Origin of the sequence: Xenorhabdus griffiniae, assembly GCF_037265215.1 — a bacterium.
In the GTDB taxonomy this organism is placed as follows: Bacteria; Pseudomonadota; Gammaproteobacteria; order Enterobacterales; family Enterobacteriaceae; genus Xenorhabdus; species Xenorhabdus griffiniae.
Window position 1 is genome coordinate 1,259,713 of sequence record NZ_CP147737.1, and the last position, 20,270, is coordinate 1,279,982.

20 protein-coding genes are annotated in these 20,270 nt (G+C 51.5%); 1 reads left to right on the top strand and 19 read right to left on the bottom strand.

Annotation, left to right across the window (positions count from 1 at the left end; genetic code table 11):
* Window positions 1–2 precede the first annotated feature (2 nt).
* From WDV75_RS05625 to WDV75_RS05690, 14 genes are all read right to left on the bottom strand, one after another.
* Window positions 3–971: a TIGR03756 family integrating conjugative element protein gene (locus WDV75_RS05625; RefSeq protein WP_273571636.1), complete on the bottom strand. Its 969-nt coding sequence runs from the start codon at window positions 969–971 to the stop codon at window positions 3–5.
* The gene (locus tag WDV75_RS05630) at window positions 968–1,366 is read right to left on the bottom strand and encodes a TIGR03757 family integrating conjugative element protein (RefSeq protein ID WP_273571634.1); all 399 of its coding nucleotides are present in this window, start codon (window positions 1,364–1,366) and stop codon (window positions 968–970) included. Before WDV75_RS05630 ends, WDV75_RS05625 begins: the two co-directional genes overlap by 4 nt.
* 129 nt (window positions 1,367–1,495) lie before the next feature.
* Window positions 1,496–4,741, bottom strand: a complete 3,246-nt coding sequence (locus WDV75_RS05635; protein WP_273571632.1) for an Ig-like domain-containing protein — start codon at window positions 4,739–4,741, stop codon at window positions 1,496–1,498.
* Window positions 4,742–4,842: 101 nt separating this feature from the next.
* Entirely contained in the window at window positions 4,843–5,316 is a 474-nt protein-coding gene (locus WDV75_RS05640; protein ID WP_273571630.1) for a hypothetical protein, read from the bottom strand.
* A gap of 73 nt (window positions 5,317–5,389) precedes the next feature.
* Window positions 5,390–8,137, bottom strand: coding sequence for a conjugative transfer ATPase (locus tag WDV75_RS05645; protein ID WP_273571627.1), 2,748 nt, complete (start codon window positions 8,135–8,137; stop codon window positions 5,390–5,392).
* On the bottom strand, window positions 8,137–8,538 hold the full coding sequence (locus WDV75_RS05650) for a TIGR03751 family conjugal transfer lipoprotein (RefSeq protein WP_273571625.1): 402 nt from the start codon (window positions 8,536–8,538) through the stop codon (window positions 8,137–8,139). Before WDV75_RS05650 ends, WDV75_RS05645 begins: the two co-directional genes overlap by 1 nt.
* Complete coding sequence (locus WDV75_RS05655; protein ID WP_273571623.1) at window positions 8,526–8,882, bottom strand: hypothetical protein; 357 nt, start codon at window positions 8,880–8,882, stop codon at window positions 8,526–8,528. The genes WDV75_RS05650 and WDV75_RS05655 overlap by 13 nt, the downstream gene beginning before the upstream one ends.
* Window positions 8,882–10,297 (bottom strand): TIGR03752 family integrating conjugative element protein, encoded by a 1,416-nt coding sequence (locus WDV75_RS05660; protein ID WP_273571621.1) that lies wholly within the window; start codon window positions 10,295–10,297, stop codon window positions 8,882–8,884. The genes WDV75_RS05655 and WDV75_RS05660 overlap by 1 nt, the downstream gene beginning before the upstream one ends.
* On the bottom strand, window positions 10,287–11,030 hold the full coding sequence (locus WDV75_RS05665; RefSeq protein WP_420497552.1) for a TIGR03749 family integrating conjugative element protein: 744 nt from the start codon (window positions 11,028–11,030) through the stop codon (window positions 10,287–10,289). The genes WDV75_RS05660 and WDV75_RS05665 overlap by 11 nt, the downstream gene beginning before the upstream one ends.
* 86 nt (window positions 11,031–11,116) lie before the next feature.
* The gene (locus tag WDV75_RS05670) at window positions 11,117–11,773 is read right to left on the bottom strand and encodes a PFL_4703 family integrating conjugative element protein (RefSeq protein ID WP_273571617.1); all 657 of its coding nucleotides are present in this window, start codon (window positions 11,771–11,773) and stop codon (window positions 11,117–11,119) included.
* Window positions 11,770–12,126 (bottom strand): TIGR03750 family conjugal transfer protein, encoded by a 357-nt coding sequence (locus WDV75_RS05675; protein WP_273571615.1) that lies wholly within the window; start codon window positions 12,124–12,126, stop codon window positions 11,770–11,772. The genes WDV75_RS05670 and WDV75_RS05675 overlap by 4 nt, the downstream gene beginning before the upstream one ends.
* A gap of 10 nt (window positions 12,127–12,136) precedes the next feature.
* A complete protein-coding gene (locus WDV75_RS05680; RefSeq protein ID WP_273571646.1) occupies window positions 12,137–12,448 on the bottom strand; it encodes a TIGR03745 family integrating conjugative element membrane protein in 312 nt (103 codons plus the stop codon).
* Window positions 12,449–12,546: 98 nt separating this feature from the next.
* Complete coding sequence (locus WDV75_RS05685; RefSeq protein ID WP_273571613.1) at window positions 12,547–12,783, bottom strand: TIGR03758 family integrating conjugative element protein; 237 nt, start codon at window positions 12,781–12,783, stop codon at window positions 12,547–12,549.
* A complete protein-coding gene (locus tag WDV75_RS05690) occupies window positions 12,780–13,109 on the bottom strand; it encodes an RAQPRD family integrative conjugative element protein (RefSeq protein WP_273571611.1) in 330 nt (109 codons plus the stop codon). The genes WDV75_RS05685 and WDV75_RS05690 overlap by 4 nt, the downstream gene beginning before the upstream one ends.
* Window positions 13,110–13,258: 149 nt before the next feature.
* On the opposite strand from WDV75_RS05690, the gene WDV75_RS05695 reads away from it, so the two are divergent.
* Window positions 13,259–13,951 carry a DUF5710 domain-containing protein gene (locus WDV75_RS05695; protein WP_273571608.1) on the top strand — a complete coding sequence of 231 codons (693 nt, stop codon included), beginning with the start codon at window positions 13,259–13,261 and terminating at the stop codon, window positions 13,949–13,951.
* Window positions 13,952–14,092: 141 nt separating this feature from the next.
* On the opposite strand, the gene WDV75_RS05700 is transcribed toward WDV75_RS05695, so the two are convergent.
* The 5 genes from WDV75_RS05700 to traD all read right to left on the bottom strand — a co-directional run bounded on the left by WDV75_RS05700 (window position 14,093) and on the right by traD (window position 20,262).
* The gene (locus tag WDV75_RS05700) at window positions 14,093–15,334 is read right to left on the bottom strand and encodes a type II restriction endonuclease (protein WP_074021594.1); all 1,242 of its coding nucleotides are present in this window, start codon (window positions 15,332–15,334) and stop codon (window positions 14,093–14,095) included.
* Window positions 15,327–15,800, bottom strand: a complete 474-nt coding sequence (locus WDV75_RS05705; RefSeq protein ID WP_273571603.1) for a very short patch repair endonuclease — start codon at window positions 15,798–15,800, stop codon at window positions 15,327–15,329. The genes WDV75_RS05700 and WDV75_RS05705 overlap by 8 nt, the downstream gene beginning before the upstream one ends.
* Window positions 15,801–15,809: 9 nt before the next feature.
* Complete coding sequence (locus tag WDV75_RS05710; protein WP_273571601.1) at window positions 15,810–17,240, bottom strand: DNA cytosine methyltransferase; 1,431 nt, start codon at window positions 17,238–17,240, stop codon at window positions 15,810–15,812.
* 190 nt (window positions 17,241–17,430) lie between these two features.
* Window positions 17,431–18,189, bottom strand: coding sequence for a TIGR03747 family integrating conjugative element membrane protein (locus WDV75_RS05715; RefSeq protein ID WP_273571599.1), 759 nt, complete (start codon window positions 18,187–18,189; stop codon window positions 17,431–17,433).
* A 9-nt stretch (window positions 18,190–18,198) separates the two neighbouring features.
* Window positions 18,199–20,262 carry a type IV conjugative transfer system coupling protein TraD gene (traD, locus tag WDV75_RS05720; RefSeq protein ID WP_338860850.1) on the bottom strand — a complete coding sequence of 688 codons (2,064 nt, stop codon included), beginning with the start codon at window positions 20,260–20,262 and terminating at the stop codon, window positions 18,199–18,201.
* Between the last annotated feature and the right edge of the window lie 8 nt (window positions 20,263–20,270).

The window sequence follows — 20,270 nt, forward strand, 5'->3', positions numbered from 1 at the left end:
TTTCAGATATCGGTACTGCCCAAAAAACGCTGCCCCCGGCGCTGACAACAACTGTAGGGTTGCCACAGGGCATACGCCTGATTGCCATTGACCGCAGCCGGATGTTCGCCGTCAGGAAACACCGCACAGGACGGACTTAACCGGGGTGATAATCGCTGCCATTGGTGATTTTGGGTGCCGGTATTTTCTGTCACTGGTTCGGGTGGCCAATAACCGTCAGCGCGTTGACCTTTTAATGTCTGATAAACATGGGGTTGCCCGGCGCGGGTGATAATATCCGCCACCCGCTGCGCCACCACAGCAGACGCTTTGTCATCATCGGTCTGATTGACAAAGCCTGAGCGCGGATAAATAGTGCCCCACAGATTGGCAGCCATTTGGCTGCCCAGCTCCCGCTGGCCGGGAATAAGCGCTTCCGGGTAGAACGCTTCCGGCAAACCGGTGCGCCATGCCATCGTATCCAGCGTGCTGAGAAAATAAGGCACCAACGGGGTGGCAGCGCTTCGGCAGGAATACCCGGGAATTTGCTCGCCAATCAGACGGGTGGCAGGATGCCCGATGGCATCGGCATATTTAAAACGCAGGCTGGTCCGCCGCTGGCCTGCCATCTGGCTATTGTGGTGGCCACCGCCCGCAGTCAGGTGGGATAACGCCCCGGTGACAACATTTTCCAGTCCGCCGGATAACCGGCTGACTTGCGCCATGTCTGCCCACGGATTGCCGCCGGGGGCGTGATAGGTGGACACCACCGCTTCGGGGAGGTAGTGAGTGACTTTAACCGACGTTTTTACCGTACAGCCCTGCCAGGAACAAAACAGCCAGTAACAAATACCGCTGACCCGCCACTGGATACAGGATGGCGAGAGACTGCTGGCCACAATCTGGGCGGTGTTGAGGGAGGCCCGCGCAAAGGGAGCAAACGCCGCTATCAGCGTGATGACAACAGGAAAAGCAAGGCGGGGTGTCTTCATGGCTGGCGCTGCTCCCTGAGGGCACTTGCTTTTGCCACATCCGCCGTACCATACACCACATCCCGGTCATCAAATACCACCGCAGGGTATTTACGCACGCCTGATTGCCAGGCTTTAACAACAGCACGATAAGACTGAATCAGTTGCTGTTCCTGCTGATGCCATTGGGGTGATTGCAGAATAGCTTGTGCTTGAATAGCGGCTTGCTGCGGATCGGCAGAAAGGTGAGCGAAGATTTGTCTCTGATGTTGTTCAGCCACATCCAGCCAGACAATTTGTGTCTCCGGGGAAAGATTGACGGGAGAATGCTGACTGTCAGTATAAATAACCACTTTCGCATTAGCCGATAATGAGGCCAGCAATCCCACCCAAAGCAATAAAGCCGACTTCCACATAGCACATTTCCCGTTTTATCAAACACCGGGATAGCCTGAAGAAATATATTGTAAAAATCAGCCATTAATTAGTTTTCCGAAAAATGAAAAAAGGGACTGAAGAGCAAAGCAAAACCGCCCTGTTATTCATTAACGACTGCATGCAAATCCTGTCATCGGCCAGCCATTTCGCATCCACCGGTCTGTTTCTGCCCAAAACGCCCATTTCGCCTGATGCTCTGCTGAACCTGAGCTGGCCGCCAGATAATCCGTTGATGTCACGTAAAATTCCCGCGCCCAGCCATCATAAAGGTAAAAGTTCCCCCATTCCTCATAGAGCCGTTCCAGGGCATATTTGGTGGCAATCCGGCTGCCGAGTGATTGGCAAAGCTGTTTCGCATGAGAATAAAAATCTTTTGTCAGGCCGGAGCGCTCAAACCAGGTGTGAACCGTCAAGGTCAGTGCGACCTGTTGCCCTGTCTCATCAGTGCCGGTGAGCCTGACCCCGTCAGGATTTTGTTGCACCGTCACCCCATCCCCCGATACCGTCACCGAGGGTGAATCACTCTGCCAGCTTACCCTGCCTGTATTGCCGGCCGTGATAAGGCGAAATTTTGCGCCATGCCAGAGTACGGAAGGCCCCCGGAGACCAAACGATTTCTGGTTGGCATTGCCACCCTGGCGGTCAACGGCAACGGTATCAACCAGGCGTAACGGCAGGATAAATTCCACAGAAGAGGAGACTTGCTGCGCACCCACTTCAGCAGTGACCGAAGCCTGTCCAGCATGACGACTGACAAAGGTTGCCGTTGCATTTCCCTGACGGTCTGTCCTGTCTTCTGCAAAAATCATCTCGCCAAGGTTGCCAGACCAATCAACCGCTTTATCCGCAAGCCCCTGCCCATGAATATCGGTAACGGTGACAGTAAAAGTCACCCGATCTTCGCCATCCGCCGCAGCACGGGTTTTATTGACCCGAATGGTGGATAACAGCACTTCATCAAAGGTGACAATAGGGGCAGCCACTTTATGATCGCCGACCTGGATCTGAACCTGGTGCTCCCCTGCAAACGTACTACTCAGCTGAACCTGTGCTTGTCCCTGAGGGTCGGTTTGTGTCCGTTCTGAGGACAGCACACCGTGATCTGCTTGCCAACTCACCGACTGATTTGCCACAGGTGATCCCAGTGAATCTTTCACCGTGGCCGTCAACACCACAATATCCTGCCCATCACCTTTAGCCCTGACTTTGTCCACCGTGATAGCGGGTCTCAGCCGGCGTTCAAACGTCACCGGAGCAGCATCAAGGGTTTTCCCCGCCACCTCGGCTTTCACCGTTGCCCGCCCTGCGGTGTGGCTGATTAACCGGGCTGTCGCTTCTCCCTGACTGTTTGTCTGTTCCTGCCTGTCCAGCAGTTGCCCGTTATCCGCAGACCATTGCACTTTGCTGTGGGCAACGGGGTGATCTGCTGCATCGCGCACGTTCACCGTATAAAGGAGGCTGTCCTGACCATCGGCAATCGCGGTCTGTTTGTCCACCTGAAGCGTATGCGTTAGCGAGGCAATAAAGCGGATCGGAGAAGCCATCACCGTTTCACTGCCAACCGCCACTTCAACTTCTGCATTTCCTGATACTTTGCTGGTTAAATAGGCGGTGGCCTGCCCTTTCGCATCAGTCATTAATGAAAATAAGGAGAGCTGTCCAAGACTGCTCTGCCAGCCAACAGCCTGATTGGGCACAGGTTGACCATCGGCGTTTTTAACTGTGACCGTCAAGGTCGCCCTCGATTGTCCATCCGCCTTAACGCTGTGCTTATCAATGGTGATTTCGGGTATCAGCACCGCATCAAACTGGACTGAAGGGGCAACAGCAACCTCTTCATCCACGGAAACACGTACCGCATGCAGCCCCGGCTGACGGCTGTACAGCACGATCGATGCCTGCCCCTGCGTATCCGTGTTCTGCCGGATTTGGGACAATTCGCCTTTATCATTTGACCAAATAACGGCCTGATTGGAAATGGGAGTTCCCTCCTGATCGGTGACCAGGACGGTATAGATCACACTGTCATGACCATCGGCTTTGGCCTGCGTTTTATTCGCTGTCACCTGTAATTGTTTTTCGGTCGGCAGACTCACCAACAGGATTTCTGCCCGATTAGAGCGGTTACCCCGGCTGTCGATGGCGATTCCCGAAAGCCGAACGGGGTTTTTTGTGGTTTTCGGCAACCGTAATGTCACTTTTTCCGGCCGTTGATCAAGTACTTTCCCGCCTGCCTGCTGTAATTCAGCCGTGTCCAGCGCTAAACGTACCAACGGATATTTGGTGTGGATAACGGGAAAAAAGGTCACTTCCTTGCCTTCATAGCCTTTAACCAAAGTCGGAAAGGCCAGCGTCAGCAGCGTTTGCTTCTGATAATCCAGTACCATATCACTGCGCCGGTTCACAAAATCAAATTGGCTGGATCTCAGGCTGCGCAGGGGAGCGACCGCGTTCGGGTCAAGCTGATGGCTGAACGGGACACCCAACCGATAATTGAGGTTCAGGGTAAAACGGTTCTCACTGGTCGCTTGTTTACCCTGCCGAAAAACGGCACCCAATGTGACTAAGGGGACTGGCGTGTAAGTCAGCCCAGCGGTGACGCTGTACGGATTTTTCTGGCGTTCGGATCCACCGAATAAGGCAACCTGCTGCCCGTCATAGTGTTCATACGTCAACTGTCCGCCCCAGTGAGGAAAAGCCGGCAAATACGCTTCGGCCTGAATATCCCAGCCGTTTGCCGGTCTTGCATCGAAATCCGTGAGCCTCGCGGCTTTCCAGTGAGATAAACGTCGGTAAATATTCGCAGACAGTTTGACGTTATCATGCCAGGCTTCTAACCCAAGACTGTAACGGTGATGCTGCTCCGGCCACAACGCATCCCAGAAGATATTGGCACCCCAGAGCCAGTTATCGGCGACATAGCGATAGCCGAATCCAAGTGTGGTTGTTGTCTGGCCGTGGTGAGTTTTTACCCCTGACTGGCTGAATGCGGTACCTGAAACCGAGTGATAAAAAGGCAGCAACCCATCCAATGCAACGTCTTTTAACGCAAAATGGCTGTCGAAAGGCAGTGTGAGGCGGGCATTGCCGTATTGGTTCAACCACGGTGTCAGTGTTGATGTCACCGCAGACGATAATTGCTGGGCAGCCAGTGTTTTTGCCGCTTCGCTGGGTGACTGCGATTGAGTCAGTTGCCCCCATTGGGTGGTGATTTCGGCCAGTTTTTGTGCCGGCAGATCTTGGTTTTGATCTTCTGGCCTGGCCTGACCGGGAAAACTCAGCGACAGACTTAACCCGCTAATAATCAGCCATTTTATTCTATTGTGCCAGGTGGATTGGTTTTTTTGCACCACGGATTGTGACCCTTTTCATTCATACTGAAAGGGGTAACATGCAGAAAAAGGGCGTTAAATACTGCGGTTAATTCTTTTTCTCATGGTGAAAATTACCTGGATCAGCGATGAACAGGAACCCCGTTAAATGTATGCGTACAGCACTGACACTGGACAGGAATATCATTTACTGACAGATTTGGATTCACCTTCCTTAAAAAACCGGATCCATCGACGAACAGCCCGTTGTAATAACTGGATTCACCACAGCGGATATACTCTCTTTGTTCATTTTCATATAACGCCACTAGCCAAAATAGAGGTTCTGGACGGTCCAGTCGCTGAACGGCTTCACTGTGAACCAAATCCCATTTTTCACCGACTTTACTCAATAAGAACATAAAAAGTGGCGTGTAATCTAAGCCGTGTCTTTGCTTGCCTTTCATAGACAGAAAGCAGGGCATATCTTCCCTGATTAATTTTTGTCTGGCTCGCTCCCATCGATATTCACCACCATGATGAAAAAAGAAATGAGTTGTCGTATTGACCCGGCGATAAAGTTTCTTTTTTCCATGATTGGATTGATGTTTTTTCATTCTTATATTCATCTCAATTTTTTAGGCAAGAGAGGTAACGTCAGTCAATATACCCGATAATAAGATTAAATCGTTATGTCAGTTTTAACCCCCGCGCAACATCCATTTTTCTGGCCACTAACACAGCCGCCTCCAGTTCACTGCACTGGTGCTCACGCATTAACGCCCGCCGTTCTGCTTTTTCTTCTTTTTCCGTCATCCCCAACGCCAGATAGAGGCTCGGGGGCACGACCCTGAACAGGGCTTCGATTTTTTTCGCCAGCACCACGCCTTCGGTATAACAGCGGGGTAATTTACTGGCGGAGAGCAAGACGGCTTTCTGTTCTTCGTTAAGTTTTTTGAAACGGGCGATTTGCTCGACTTCATCCGGGGGCATGGTCAGGCACAGCCACCATTCGGCCATATTCAGCATTTTCTCAGCCGTATCCGGGTAATCGGCAAGGTTTTGGGTGGCAAGCCACAGCCAGGCGCCCAGTTTACGCCACATTTTCACCACTTTGGTCATATAGGGGGAGAGTAGCGGGTTGGTGGTGGTGATATGCCCTTCATCAATCACCAGTTGCAGTTCCCTGTCCTGATATTGATCGCGTTCGGCCAGGTTATTGACGGTATTAATCAGTGAGACCATCGCCAGTGCCATCTGCGCCGAGTAGTTTTCCCGTGCCAGTGTGCCCAAATCAATCAGGGTGACATCCACTTCCGGCCATGGCGTGCCGGGACGGTTAAACAGCTCCCCTTCAAAGCCCTGGGTAAACATCGACATGGCACCGGCCATTTCATCTGCCCGCGCCCGTCGATGTGCCGTGATTAACGGCTGGCCATGCTCGTCCTGTTGGTGATTGCGGGCGATGGCATACAGCGCATTCTGTAAATCTGAGGCAATCATCTGGCGTCTGTCAGCATGGCTGGCGTGTGCTGCCATCATAATGGCTTCGCGGATCAAACCCCGGTCGGAACGGGTTAAACGCTCTTCCTCTTTTTTCTCCCCGCCGGTGATCATCAGCCGGGCCGCGATTTCCATCTCACCCAGAATATCACGCTGTTCATCCCCGTCATCCTGCGATTCATCGGTATCCGGAATATCGTCTTCATGAATACACAGTTGTCCGGGACTCAGTTGCAGCAGCTGGTGCGCATCGGCAAACAGCGCCAGACTCACCCCACAACCGGGCTTGATACCGATTTTATTGACCGTCAGCCCGAGGCTGGCATAGTAATCGGCCAATAAACCAAAGCTGTTACCGGCTTCGACAATAAACAGGCGCGGTCGGTGGATCGCCATCAGTTGCACCAGGGAGGCGCACAACGTGGCGGATTTGCCTGCCCCGGTCGGGCCAAATAATAATAAATGCGCATTCTGGGTACGATCCTGTTTATTCATCGGATCGAAGGTCAGCGGTGCCCCACCGCGATTAAAGAAGCTGAACCCCGGGTGCCCGGTGCCGGTTGAACGGCCAGTCACCGGCATCAGTCCGGCCAGATGCTGCACCCAGCTCAGGCGGCTGTACCAGTGTTGCTTATCTTTCTGCGGATTAAATCCCATCGGCAAAGCGCGCAAATAGGCATTCAGCGGGGACACACTGAATTCCGGTCGCACCGGCTGTAATCCGGCGGTCAGTAACGTTGATGATAACTGGTGCGCCCGCTGGTTCAGGTCAGTGATATCGTTGCCCCGCACCAGAAAGATCAGCGCACTGCGGTACAGTTTATGGCGTCGTCCCAGTAAAGCTTTGACTTCCTGCACATCCTGCCGGACACGCGCCGATTCGGTATTTTCCCCCACGGCATTTTTTGCCAGCCGGGTAAAATCCGCTTCCAGCGTATCCTGTGCCTGCGCCATGATGGTCAAAGAAACCACGGTGCCTTCCGGCATCATATCCATCAGGGCATTGATATTATCCCCCCGTTTCACTTCCCCCGTCAGCGTGCCCGGTGCTGGCGGACGGCGCAGACGTTCAACCGGCACCGCTTGATGTGGCAGACCATCAAACCACCAGATGCCATTGTCAGGATCAGACACCGGCGGGGTAAACCACAGGCTTTCGGCAAAATCATGATGAAGCGGGAGATCGGGCTGCGGGGGCGTTTCATCACTCACCGTGCGGTAGAAATCGGCTTTTGCCATACCCCAGTCCGGGGCTGGATTAAAATGACGTAACAACCAACGATGGATCTGCGCGCCATGCTGCCGAACAGCCACAATTCCCGCCGCCGCCAGTGACGACACCAGACGCTCGCAGACCGGGTTGAGTGCGGCCACTGAAGATAACGTTGAGTTGGTTGCCTGTGATTGGTGAGCAGGCAGCCAGCGATAGACGACCATACGCGTCTGGCGTTGTTGTCCCCGCCATGGTTGCCCTGTGATCAGACTATCCTGAAATATCCCCTCAGGCCGGGCAATGCTGTTCAGATGGCGTTCGGACTCGGCCAGAAAGGCCGCCGTAAAAGCCGTACCTTGCGCCCAGGGTTTGACGTAATCCCGTAATGTATTGAGATAGGCCGCAGGATCATCTTCGTCCTGACAAAAAAATTGTACCACCCACGGTGAGATATCGTCCTCTTCCAGACTGTCCTGGATCGCATCTTCCAGCTGATCCCGAATTTCAATCAGTCTCTCCATTGGACGCCCTTCGGTGGCAACAGGCTCGATGCGGTAGACCGCCCCGACAGAGACACCATCATCCAGCAACAGGCATTGCCCGTCTTCCAGATATTCCACCCAGGGCAGATAATCGATAATGGAAGGGTTGGCCCGGTAAATCGCGGCTTCATCGGCTTCACGCAGCTGACCGGGGCGGTGCAGCGGTTTGGGGATTTCCATCACAGGGCCTCCGTGCGTTCACCCGGCAGGGCGTACTGCACCTGCAGATAAAACGGGAACACGGTGCTGTAGCCCGGTATCGGTGTATTGCCGGCCGCCAGATGCGGATAGACATACATCACCATATCGGGATTGGGGAGACGGGGAAATTGCTGGCTGATTTCCTGCGCCGCCGAACGGCTGTAGCTGTCAGGCTCATTCAGTGCCCGACTCCGTTCGGCTGGGGTTAACGCCCGGCGCAAGGTTTGCCTTGCTGGGATTGCACTATGACCTGCTTTGTTTCCCTGCCACATCGCCAGCACCGTCTGTTCTCCGGCCGGAAGCAACGTGTCTTTCGAGGTTGAACAGCCTGCCAACAGCCCCGTCAGACCTAACACGATAGCGTAGGTTATTTTTCGCATCCCTGAGCCTCCGTGCGACTAATAAGGGTAAAGGTGGCAAACTCAGGGTGGACAGCCAATTCCGATACCGTAAACGCCAGGCGCTCCCACTGTTCCGGTTCAGCCTCGCTGCTGCCTGCCACCATGGATTGCCACTGTGTGTCTGACAGGCGAAAAACAGTAAAATCACCGTCACCCAACAGTTGACACGCCTTGCCGATGGCAAGACAGAGCCGGGATGTTTTTTTATGGGCAGGCCGCCAGCAGAGCTGAACCGGCACAGGTTCCGCGTGTGGGGGGCGGTTAATTTGCAGGCAATAGGGTTGGCTGGCACTGAACAGCCATTGAAAGACAGGCTTTTCCATTAATCTAAGGCTTCCTGATTAGTATCATATTGAGTGGGTTCACTCACGCCGTAGTGCACCTTACGGCCTTTCGTTTCGTAATCTATCGCCAGACTCTGGGTGAGATGCACCACAACACCGGCACCGGGCGGCACGTAAACCGCATCAAACGTCTGGCTGTAACGTTGTTTAAGCCATTCGCCCATCTCCTTCATTCCCCCGGATATCGCTTTGCCTAATGCCGCCTGTCCGGCGTTGCCTGTTAAGGCGGAAGTGATACCGCCAGCGCCGTTGGTTTGGGCGGTGCGCTGGCTTTCGTTCAAGGCGTCCCCGGCTGAATTCATGGCCGAGAGGGCAAACAACGTTGGCAGATAGGTGCTGGCATTGGATTTACGCTCACCGCTGATACAGGGAATGCCGTTTTCATCCGACAACCAGCCGATACCCTGCGGGTTTTGCCCTTTGCCCGGCAGGGTACGCACGGTACCATCCTGAAACACAAACGTGATGGCATTGACCTGCCCGCGTACGCAGGAAAGGGTCCAGTCACCACTGGCCGAGCCGGACACCACCGCCCCTTCCACTTCCGGCAGTTCGATACCATTGGCGGTCAGGTTATCTTTACCAATCAGGATCTTGAACGGATAAGGGTCTGTCACGGTGCCATTGACCGGCACCCGACCGAGCAACGCAGTCATCGCCTGACTGCCTGCCAGCGTGGCATTTTCCGGCAGGGTATAGACCGGTTTTTCGTTTTCTTCCTTCAGCAAAGGGATCGGTGGGGAATTTTGCCCCGTTGCCGGTTGTTCACTTAAAAAAGGGGTCGGGAATTTCGCAGATTGCTTTCCGTCAGCCCCGTTTGGGAGATCAACCGGTTTTTCATCGGCCGGTGTCACCCAGATAAGTTCGTCCTGCCCCGTGACAGGGTTGGCCGCATACTGACGGCCTGCCAGTCCCAACCCAAGGGGTATCTGGCTGTCCTGAGCCGGCAACGGCGCTGAATTTAACCGCTCGGTGAGCCAATCAATCTGTGCCAGTAATCCCTGCTGCTCATCCTGCAACGTGCGCTGACGCTGTTCATCGTCCTGACGAATAGCCGCAACCGCCGTATCTATCTGGCTGGCAACATCCTGATTCTGACTTTTTAACTGGTTATTTTCTTTTAAAATATCGGCATTCTGCTGGCTTAAACGTTTCTGCTCTGCGCGCACTTTATTGAGGGCGCCTATCAGGGTACGCAGGGTATCTTCCGGCGTATCGCCCCCGACCCCCAGCGCCTGCAACTCTTCCGGTGACAGCGTGGCCAGCACATGATTCGCTATCGTGCCGGGCGCGGCACTTTCCGTTGAACGGCAACTTTTGATGCCAATAACCCCGCCGATAAGCAATACCACCGGCACCAGTATTTTCACCAACGCATTGGACTTAACTTCCATGGCGGCCTCCCGGTTTCACCGATACCGGCTCAGGGATAAAGATATTATCCGGCAGCCCTTTTGTGATGAGGTACAATACCGTCGTATCCTCCGGCGTCCCCGTTTCAGCCAGCCAACGATGCTGGAATGTGGCCGCGACAAACTGCCCCTGTAATTCTCGCGGGTCGAGGGTGATTTTTCGTTGGGTGGGATTGCGCAGTTTCAGTGCTACCACTGTGTGATGGTGCAGCCTCCAGCCGGCCAGCGGGGTAATGTCAATCGGCTCTGACGGGTAAAGCGTCGTGATAAACTCAGGTAAATGCAGATTCACCGGCTGGATGCCGGTCACCGACTCGACGGTACGCAATGGGGCATACAGTTGCTGGGCGGCATAGCGGGTTAAGGCCACCGGAACGGGCGCAGATAATTGGGGTTTACTCTGGTGTTGTGATTTTTCGGTTGAAGCAGGTTGTTTTTCATTCGGGTAAATAATGCGTACCGGTTCAGTGGCATCGGTTTTTCCTGCGGTCACATCCAGTAAGATGATTTCGCCGTTTTCACTGTCCTGCAATTGCAGGCGGGTTGACGGGAAGGCATGGCTGGCTTTCAGGTACACCGCCCCGCCGGCACTTTGTACCCGCAATTTATCACTGAGTGACGGGGGCAAACCGATACGGACATTTCGCTCCGCAAAAATAATCCGCTCCTGCCCTACCTTGAGCGAGAGGGATAAGGGAATACGTTCCCATTTCATTAATTCATCAGCTTTTGCGCCCACGCTGAACAGCAAGATGCTGACCAGTCCTAACCCAATACGACGGCAGCCAGGTAGATATCCTCTCATTGAAACACCCCCTTTTTCTCTTCCACTGATTGCGGCAGGGCTTCCAGCCGCTGTGGCATCCCGTCATAACAGTCCAGTGCCAGCCCGAAGGGATTATGTTCCGCATCCCCTGCCCAGCGCACCACTTTCAACGGATAACGCACCAGTGCCCGTTTAACCGGTTCGGCGTGATAGTATTCATCGGCCACCAAATCCAGCCGCACCACCCAGTTATCGCGGTCACGTACCGTCACACTGCGGGTCTCGTAGCCCCGGCCGGGGATTTCATACACCACCCGCACCCGGTCGAGCAGTTCACCGCTGTCAGCCCGGGTTCGGGCATCCGCACGCAGAAAATCCTGACAGGCTGGCGTCAGATAAGGGGAAAGCGCATAAATTTTGGCCGGATAATCCTGGGCGCCATTTTTCGGCCAGGCATTGAGTTGCTGGAAAATATAAAAAGCAAAGCTGTAGACGCTGGGTGTGGGCACTTCCCACCACGGACGGGTGCTGCCGGTGCGTAGATCGGGTGGATGATGGATGGTGAGATTACGCGGTGACGCCATCCAACCCGTCAGACTCAGCAGCAATACCAATACCAGAATGCCGCACGCCACTCGCAGGGTCAGAATATGCTGATCCCGGTTTTTGACTGCATGACGAAACCGGCTCATCGCATTCTCCTGCTACGGCGCAACGACCAGCCCCGGGCGGCAATAATCCAGGCCGGATCACCGAGACCCAGCCGGCGTTTTTTCTCTTCCAGCTTCAGCCAAATATAATTCTCCGGCTTGCCACGTTTAACCTGCGCAAGCCAGCGTCCGCCAAAGCTAATCAGTAACAAGGGCATCACCAGCATGCCGGTCGGTATCATGACCCAACCGGCTAACGGGATCAGGGGAAGACTGACGGCCAGCCCGAGCACGATCCCGGCCAGTGCGGCCAGTCCCATCTCAGGCGTGGTGAACCCGCGAAACACCACCGGTTCGGCGTTTAAACGGTCAGGCAAGAAAGCGATCGTCTGCATGGTGATTCCTTTAAAAGATAATGCTGGCCGATTTCGACAGCAACCAAATCACGGCAACCAGCAACACCACGCCGACCACAACGATGGCACCAAACTGGGTCCAGGTTGATTTGCCATCCCGCACTTCAGAAAAGGTTTCGACGGCGGCCGAGGCGACCTTAAAGAACGCCACCGCCGAGAGGATCAACCCGCCAATCACAATGCCATCCTGCGCGTACCCTTTCGCCTGCCCCAATAATCCGCCCCCGCCCCCACTTTTGGGTGGCTCAATAGCGGGTAAATCAGCCCAGGCGGATTGACAGGAAAACCCGAATAACAACATGAACGTACTGACCCGGGTCAACAGGTTTGTGCTGATACGACAACAGAATTTTAAAATATGCTTCATGTCCCCTATTCCTTTTCATGGTGTTAGTCGCATTAACTGGCAAACATCCAGACAGCCACGACCAGCAATACCGCGGTTCGCAGGGCAAACTGGCTGAGGGTCTGATTACGCACTTTTTCATTTGCCCAGCCGTTCCAGACATCCACCGCCGCCCAGGCCGCCCAGAAAAATAAGGTGGCTAAGAAAAATCCGACACATACCAGATACAAAAAAGTGATATCAAAGTGCCCGGAGGCCACGTCAAAGGCATTGCGTTGCGCCGGCGTCATTGCGGGTTTTCCTGCCGGTAATGGCCGGATAACAAACCGGATTCATGGGGCTGGTCACGGGAAGGCATCAGGTAGTGATCGATACCGGCTTTAATGGTGTTGAGATCGGCTTTGATACGGGAGTAATCAAACTCATAACGAGGGCGTTTTGCAGTGTCAGATTGCTTTTCTGCGAGACTTGCACGCTCCAGGGCCATTTGCACCTGCTCAATCAGACGCTTTGCACTGGCCAGCTCATCTTTCTCGGCCGCCTGAGCCAGCGGCATACACAACATAGCCAATCCCAGCAGGCCGGCAAAACAGGATATGGAAAAGCCACCGCGCATAGATAATTACCTTATAATGGATGCCAACATACCGAGGATGCGGGGTTTTTTCGCGACAGTCAGCACTAAACTCTTTATGCTTTGGTGAAAATTAGCTAAATAGTCTGACTAATTTATTGAGTTAACGATGTAATAATGAAGGAAGACACATGCTGCGAATTGATTTAAACGTCCCCGACGATGAATACGAGAAAGTACGGAAGCTGGGCGCTCACTGGGATGCGGCCGCCCAAACCTGGTATATCGACAACAGTTTTGACCCGACCCCGTTTATGAACTGGTTGCCGTTCTACAATGTCCATGCGGAATTCTGGTATCTGGCTCAAACCCTGACGTCATGCCCACACTGTCATCAACCCACCACCGTGACGGCATTTATGCTGCCGGCCAGACACCAGCGACTGGAAGCGAATAACGATGATGAACCCGGCACGGAAGTGGGCTATACCGAGCAGGACAGCCCGGCGTTTCTGTTTTATCTCGCTGATATTCCCACTATTGTGCGTAGTGTGCTGCCCGGTTTTCACCACACCCTGCGCAAAGTGGTCAGCCAACGACTGCGCAGGCAGCACTGGATAAATCACTGCGAACACTGTGGCACACCGCAGGATGATACCGACCTGTTTGCCGAAGCCGGTGGGGCATTCTTTCCGGCGACCAAAGAGCAAGCGGCCGCTATTCAGCTTCACCGTATTGATCAGCCTTTTGTCGGGTATTGTGAAGATATCTCACATCATCACTATCATTTTGATCCGAAGGGAGGGAGCCATATCGGTAAAGCCTGTGACTGGTTTGAATGGATGACACCGGTGGTGAATGTGCCGTCAAAGTATCTTCAATAGGCTGCAGAATGAGTGGCAAAAGAAAAATATGGCTATAGCACCTTGTGGAATGAAAGGTGCGGAGCATGGTGACCACCTGAGTGGTCACCTCAGAGAAAAGGTACTTACATAAATGCAGTACAGTTTCTGTTTGCAAAGTCATTAAGTTAATCTTTGGATTTCCTTGATCTCAGTAATGAACTCCATAATATTCTGTAAATCATTGGCATAGGATGTTGGATAGAATGACTTAACAGATTCAGGCACCACTAACTGTAGCGATTTACTCTTCATTTCTGCCAGCTGTTGTTCACTTATCCCTGGCTGCATCGTTATCAGATGCTTACGTGCCACCCTGTCTCCTTCAGCCAATACTTGTCTCCAGCGATCCTTACATGTCGTTTTTGCGCCAAGCAATCGCAACTTTTCCTGAGGAAAAGATTTATCGTGATAAGCAGAAAAACATGGAAAAAGAAAATCGGGTTTAGACTTATTCTCTGTTATATTTTTGGCAGAACCCTGTTGAAATCGCAGATTATGCAATGAGAAAAGATGATCCAGGTGATTTTCAAAGGCAAAACCAGCACGGGATTTTCGCCTGTTCTGAACACTCAATGAGAAATGAATAAATTCATCAACATCATTCCCGTTTTCTCCAAATCCCTGCGATAATTTTTTCGCTACCTCATAACGTTCATACGTTTTAAATAATTTTTCTTCCTGTTCCATCCATAGCATCAGTGTATTATCGGGTTCATTTATTGGTTCACCTGAGGCCATTTCCCTTGCCAGTAAAGAAAATTCTTTTGACTTAGGAAAACCAGCCGGAAAATGCCTTAATAATGTTTCCAGTAAATTTTCATTTTTACTTTCAGGTTCTTCAAGTTCTATTCTCAGGTCTTCAAATAACATCCTGACCGGAAGGATAAGTGATTTTTCCTCAATCGAAGATTGGGAAAAATGATGACCAATATTACCCAGACCAAATAAAGTATTCAGCTGTAATTCAACTGAAGATCCCGGGGGAGTTATAATAAGCAGCAAATCGCCATTATTACGTTTAATAATCAGAAAAAAATCACCTTCATTCATCAAAGATGAAACAGGATTCGTTTTATAATACATACGATATTCAGCCGATCTGTTTGGCTGGTTATAACGAGTATCGTACCACGTTAATTGATCTTCACAGATGACCGGCTCGCTATCTTCTCCAGCAATATAAGTCAGCGTTGCCTTAAAAAATATTTTTTCCCCTCGTTCGGGGACGGGAAGATATCTTGAAAATCCTGCTTTGACCAATCCACCAATTTCATGTTGATTTGATTTTTTAGGATCAACATCAACAGCCGAAAGATATTTTGCAACTGCGACTTCGAAATGATCAGATAACCGCTCAAACATTTTTATTATGTATCCCTTTAGTATCAATTTCTACAGAATCACTGCCTGCACAAATCCACTCTTCTATTCTTTCAGATAATTCCTGAACGGGTAATCTGAATCTGCCTTTTACAGCACATTCCCAGATAACCATAACGTGCCAGCCATCACTCCTGAGCTTCTCATTAATAGCTTTATCCCGTAATACATTCTTCCCAAGTTTGTTCATCCAAAATTCGGTTCTGGTCATCGGGACTTTAAACAGATAGCACTCATGGTGATGCCAGAAACACCCATGAGTGAAAATGATTTTTCGATACTCATCGATCACAAAATCAGGCTTCCCCGGTAATTCTTTTATCTGTGTCCGAAACTGAAAGCCTGCATCTTCAAGGATCGCTGCCAGTTTTATTTCAATGGCTGTGTCACAATTTCGGATCGCTTTCATATTCTTGCTGCGAATTGCAGGATGGTGAACATCAGCCATAATCAAACCTTATGCCACTTTCTTGCTGGTTTTAAACGCAACCGCTCTGGCAATATAAGGTGCTAATAATTGGGCCACAGCAGCAAAAGCAGGAACAATCACAGAATTGCCGAATTGCCGGTAGGCCTGAGTATCTGATACGGGAATACGAAAAGTCGTACCACCCGGAGATTCAAATCCCATCAAACGCGCACACTCGCGAGGTGTCAGCCTTCTTGGTCTGTTTTTCTGGTTTTCTTCATTGTCAAAATCTATCTCTCCAAGCTCTTGGTTCCAACCCCGGTCGATAAGTATTTCAGAGCCATCTTTATGGTAACGGGCGGACAAGGTGCGGGCAACGCTATTCGGGTTATCAGGGAAAACCAGACCAAAGCCAAAACCATTTCCTTTTGCCTGATGTTTTTTCGCGTAGTTGTATAAATATTTCCATAAAGCAGGAGTAAGGATATATTTGTTATCTACATTACTGTCCAGTAATTCTTTAAGAGTCGGTCTTTGCGCAGGAAAAAATTGATTCATATCTCTGAGGGTAAATCCCTGGTGGATATTAAGATCACGCCGAAATCCAACCAAAACAATACGTTCACGGTGTTGTGGCAGGAAATTTTGTCCATCAATAATCTTTGGATCATCTTTCCCTGTATGTTCAACATCAGCAACAGAATATCCCAATTCATCCAAAGCCTGCAAAATAACCCGAAACGTTTTCCCTTTATCATGGCTTTTCAGGTTCTTCACATTTTCCAGCAGGAAAATGGCTGGTTTTTTGGCAGCAATGATCCGGGCTACATCAAAAAACAATGTTCCCTGCGTGTCACATTCAAAGCCATGAGCACGGCCTAATGAATTTTTCTTTGATACCCCCGCAAGAGAAAAAGGCTGACAAGGGAAACCCGCCAGTAATACATCATGATTGGGGATTTCACGATCTATATTCTGGTATGCTTCTTTATCACTGGCAGAAATATCATGGCTCAGAGTTATATCCCTGATATCAGAATTAAATACATGCTCTTCAGGATCGCAATACCAGTTTGCTTTGTAAGTACGAACCGCATCTTTGTTCCATTCGCTGGTAAACACACATTGCCCACCAATCTCTTCAAATCCTTTTCTGATCCCACCAATGCCGGCAAACAGATCAATAAAACGAAAAGTGTAATTCGGATGGTGTTCAGGCGGTGATGGCAACAAACTATTGAGCATCTGTACTTCCAGCTCAGTTAATTGCTTTTGTACCATTTTACCATTTAACCAGCGATTAAGTGTTTCACGAGTCCAGTCGCTATGACTGACAGCCCGAAGTGCCTCAGCAACATATTTTTGATCATAGATTTCAACGAGTTTACTGATTAACGCTTTGTCTTCTTCTTTTTTCCGGTATTGTTCTTCTTCGTTTTGTGCAATCAGTTTTTGTGCGATTAACTCTAACTCTTTCATATTAAAAACCATTTATCTAATGGGATATCTTAGTGTAAGAATATCACCCAAATGACACAGGATAAAGTTAAACTGACAAAAAAAGAAATCTCAGAGACGTATAATAATCACTGACGCGCCGCGATGCGGCTTGTCTGCTGACGATGGCATACAAAACAAAAACCCGTTTTGCATGCCATCGTCCAGCAATTTAAATGTATTTTTTAAACATCGCAGCCGTTATCATCACCGCCATACCCAGTAATAATGCCGCTGGCAACAATATCACCGCAGGATACATCGTATCCGGCCAGGATAAATACAGCACACAGGGAATGGTGCAGGCTGGCCTAATGCCCCGTTTGGCATGATGATAAACAAAACTGGATTCATAGCCTGCGCCATAACGGCGTAAATCCCGCCGTCCCAGTCCGTCAACCAGTGCGACTAAAATCACCATCACAAACAAAGGGATGGATAACACCAGGATAGCTAACCGGATTAACGTCACCATGGTGATAAACACCGTGGCCAGACAATATTCCCGCAAATGCTCCGAGATGCCATGCAATACCGCATTGAATTCACGCATAAAATCATTGCGGCTATTGAGTTGATACTGCCATTGTCCCTGTATCCAGTGCATAAAACCACTGTCGACAAAAATCCATTGATATGCCTGCGTCAGCCCGTCAGAGACCGTTTGTGCGGGATCTGACAACAACAGGCTCTGGGTCAATTCCGTGGATAAAAATTGCAGCTCGGTTTTCATCATCGTCTGGCTGTGAGCGGCACCCTGTTCCGGCCAGAAAAAGGTCATCCCGAGATATTCCAGTAACAGACTGAATAGCCAGGACATGACAATAAACCCAATGAGTTGCCACGGCCATGCCCATAACACACGATACAGCAGGCCATGCTGGCGTGGGGGTTGTGAAGCCGAGCGGGATTGATTTTCTGACTGTGTCATGACGTGAAATTACCCCTTCTCTTCCCACCAGTTTTCACGGGTGCGGTAGTGTCGGCGCATATACTCAGCGATGTTCTGCAAACTCGCCGGCATCAGGGCATCATCGTTATCGCCGGTTGGCAGAGGCATCCGAATTTTCCACAGTTGCCCGCCCTCCAGTAAGGCGAACGCCTGCCCTTTCGGCAGGTTAATCATCTCAGCCGGCGTCACCAGCGGCGTTTTGACCGTACCTACCCGGTCCTGCGTGGACGAGGTAAAATCCTGCCCCTGTTCAACATCGGCAATATCAGAGTGCCCTGAAACCAGCGTTTTGCTGTAGATTTCCACTTCCGGCAACTGGCTGGTCAGTAACTCGGCTGTCCGGTTATCCCGCACCCGCAACATAATCAGGGTATTGAAGTTACCGATCACCTGTGCGGTTTTAGCCGGGCTGCCGATACGGGCTTCGATATCGGAGGAGGTCTGGGTATAGGCGGTGACCTGCATGCCTGCACCGCCGCCTTTATTGATCAGTGGGATAAACTCATCCCCCATTAGCTCATTGAATTCGTCACAATGCAGGTTAATCGCGAGCTTCCCGTCATCGCGAACCGGCAACCCTGCATTCATACCATATTTGTAGATTTGCCCCGCGACACTGACCAAATCGGCAAACATACTGTTGCCCACCGCCGAGGCCACATCGCTGTCAGACAGTGCATCCAGCCCGATATACACAATCCCGTTCTTGCGGATCACCTGTTCCCAGTCGAAGATGGGGCGCAGATCCATCATATTGAGATAATCCGGTGATAACAGTTCAGCGATTTTGCCCGTGGTCAGTTTTTCCAATAGCGGCAATAAGGAAGCGACAATTTTATCAAAATAGGTACGATCATAACGCACGGCAGAGCGTAACCCGTCCAGAATCGGATCGTAGAGCGACTTACCCGCTTCTGAACTCAGCGTGACTTCCATCGCCCAGAGTCTGAGCGCATCCGGCTGTCCCTGCATATTGCGCGGGATATCTTTTTCTTTCAGCTTGCCGAGGGTTTGGTTGATTTGCTCCAGCAGGGCGGGCTGCCTTTCTGCCAGCATTTTCGTGGCATAGAGCTGGTACAATTCACTGATATTATTGACGTAACGGGTAATCAGCGTGTAATCCGGCCGATGCCCCAGTGCAACTAAAGCCCGGGCGACAATATTGACAAAGCGCCAGGCAAACTCACGGAATGCGGCACTGTTGCCCTCACCACTGAGCTGCCCCGCCAGACGGGAGGCAACTTCCGAGACCCGGCCAAACCGCCCGACCGCATTATAACGTGCCGAAATTTCCGGCCAGCCCAGATGGAAGAGGGAAAGTTCACTGCCACGACCCGCCCGGTGCGTTTCTGCCCAAATCCGCCTTAACAGGTCAGCGTCGCCTTTCGGATCAAAGACAATCACCACCTCGCCCCGCCGGATATCCTGGGTTATCAGCAATTCAGCCAGCCGGGTTTTCCCCACACGGGTGGTACCCATCACTAAGGTATGCCCGACCCGCTCACGCAGATCCATAAACACGTCGGCTTCCTGTGGCTCAATGCCGTGGATCATGGGGTTACCGCCAACCGGGGGCAAAGGCCGCACCGGATTAAAAAGGGAATCGTTGCGTAACAGCGCTGATAACTTAGGCCAACAGTATTCCGTTCGGTGCGCCAGCAAACGGGCAAGCTGATAAACCTGAGAGGGTTGCACAAAGCGTTCGACTTCCGGCCGCCGCGTATCCTGCAAACGCTGGGTATGCTTCTGCTGCCAGCGAAATCCCCTGCCCAGAAACAGGCGCTGATGGCTGACGGGGATCTGTTTTGTGCCCATCTGATAACGCGGCAAGCGACGCAGGTTTCGGCGATAGCGGAGTACCTGAATACCCTGCCATGTGCGTATCATCGCCAATACCGCAAAACCGCCGGCCATGACATAACTGACTGAGGGGGCCAGTGCGATAGCCCAGGGTGCCCGGATGCAGATAAACGCAGCAACGGCGGAGACCACCGCGGTATTCAGCTCGACGGCAGGACGTAACAGGGCTTCAACAACGTAACGGCGGCTCATGATGATAA

Excerpts from the sequence above, each read along its gene's own strand:
- WDV75_RS05625 (WP_273571636.1), bottom strand. The coding sequence starts at position 971 with ATGAAGACACCCCGCCTTGCTTTTCCTGTTGTCATCACGCTGATAGCG.
- WDV75_RS05630 (WP_273571634.1), bottom strand. The coding sequence starts at position 1,366 with ATGTGGAAGTCGGCTTTATTGCTTTGGGTGGGATTGCTGGCCTCATTA.
- WDV75_RS05640 (WP_273571630.1), bottom strand. The coding sequence starts at position 5,316 with ATGAAAAAACATCAATCCAATCATGGAAAAAAGAAACTTTATCGCCGG.
- WDV75_RS05645 (WP_273571627.1), bottom strand. The coding sequence starts at position 8,137 with ATGGAAATCCCCAAACCGCTGCACCGCCCCGGTCAGCTGCGTGAAGCC.
- WDV75_RS05650 (WP_273571625.1), bottom strand. The coding sequence starts at position 8,538 with ATGCGAAAAATAACCTACGCTATCGTGTTAGGTCTGACGGGGCTGTTG.
- WDV75_RS05655 (WP_273571623.1), bottom strand. The coding sequence starts at position 8,882 with ATGGAAAAGCCTGTCTTTCAATGGCTGTTCAGTGCCAGCCAACCCTAT.
- WDV75_RS05660 (WP_273571621.1), bottom strand. The coding sequence starts at position 10,297 with ATGGAAGTTAAGTCCAATGCGTTGGTGAAAATACTGGTGCCGGTGGTA.
- WDV75_RS05665 (WP_420497552.1), bottom strand. The coding sequence starts at position 11,030 with ATGAAATGGGAACGTATTCCCTTATCCCTCTCGCTCAAGGTAGGGCAG.
- WDV75_RS05670 (WP_273571617.1), bottom strand. The coding sequence starts at position 11,773 with ATGAGCCGGTTTCGTCATGCAGTCAAAAACCGGGATCAGCATATTCTG.
- WDV75_RS05675 (WP_273571615.1), bottom strand. The coding sequence starts at position 12,126 with ATGCAGACGATCGCTTTCTTGCCTGACCGTTTAAACGCCGAACCGGTG.
- WDV75_RS05680 (WP_273571646.1), bottom strand. The coding sequence starts at position 12,448 with ATGTTGTTATTCGGGTTTTCCTGTCAATCCGCCTGGGCTGATTTACCC.
- WDV75_RS05685 (WP_273571613.1), bottom strand. The coding sequence starts at position 12,783 with ATGACGCCGGCGCAACGCAATGCCTTTGACGTGGCCTCCGGGCACTTT.
- WDV75_RS05690 (WP_273571611.1), bottom strand. The coding sequence starts at position 13,109 with ATGCGCGGTGGCTTTTCCATATCCTGTTTTGCCGGCCTGCTGGGATTG.
- WDV75_RS05695 (WP_273571608.1), top strand. The coding sequence starts at position 13,259 with ATGCTGCGAATTGATTTAAACGTCCCCGACGATGAATACGAGAAAGTA.
- WDV75_RS05700 (WP_074021594.1), bottom strand. The coding sequence starts at position 15,334 with ATGTTTGAGCGGTTATCTGATCATTTCGAAGTCGCAGTTGCAAAATAT.
- WDV75_RS05705 (WP_273571603.1), bottom strand. The coding sequence starts at position 15,800 with ATGGCTGATGTTCACCATCCTGCAATTCGCAGCAAGAATATGAAAGCG.
- WDV75_RS05710 (WP_273571601.1), bottom strand. The coding sequence starts at position 17,240 with ATGAAAGAGTTAGAGTTAATCGCACAAAAACTGATTGCACAAAACGAA.
- WDV75_RS05715 (WP_273571599.1), bottom strand. The coding sequence starts at position 18,189 with ATGACACAGTCAGAAAATCAATCCCGCTCGGCTTCACAACCCCCACGC.
- traD (WP_338860850.1), bottom strand. The coding sequence starts at position 20,262 with ATGAGCCGCCGTTACGTTGTTGAAGCCCTGTTACGTCCTGCCGTCGAG.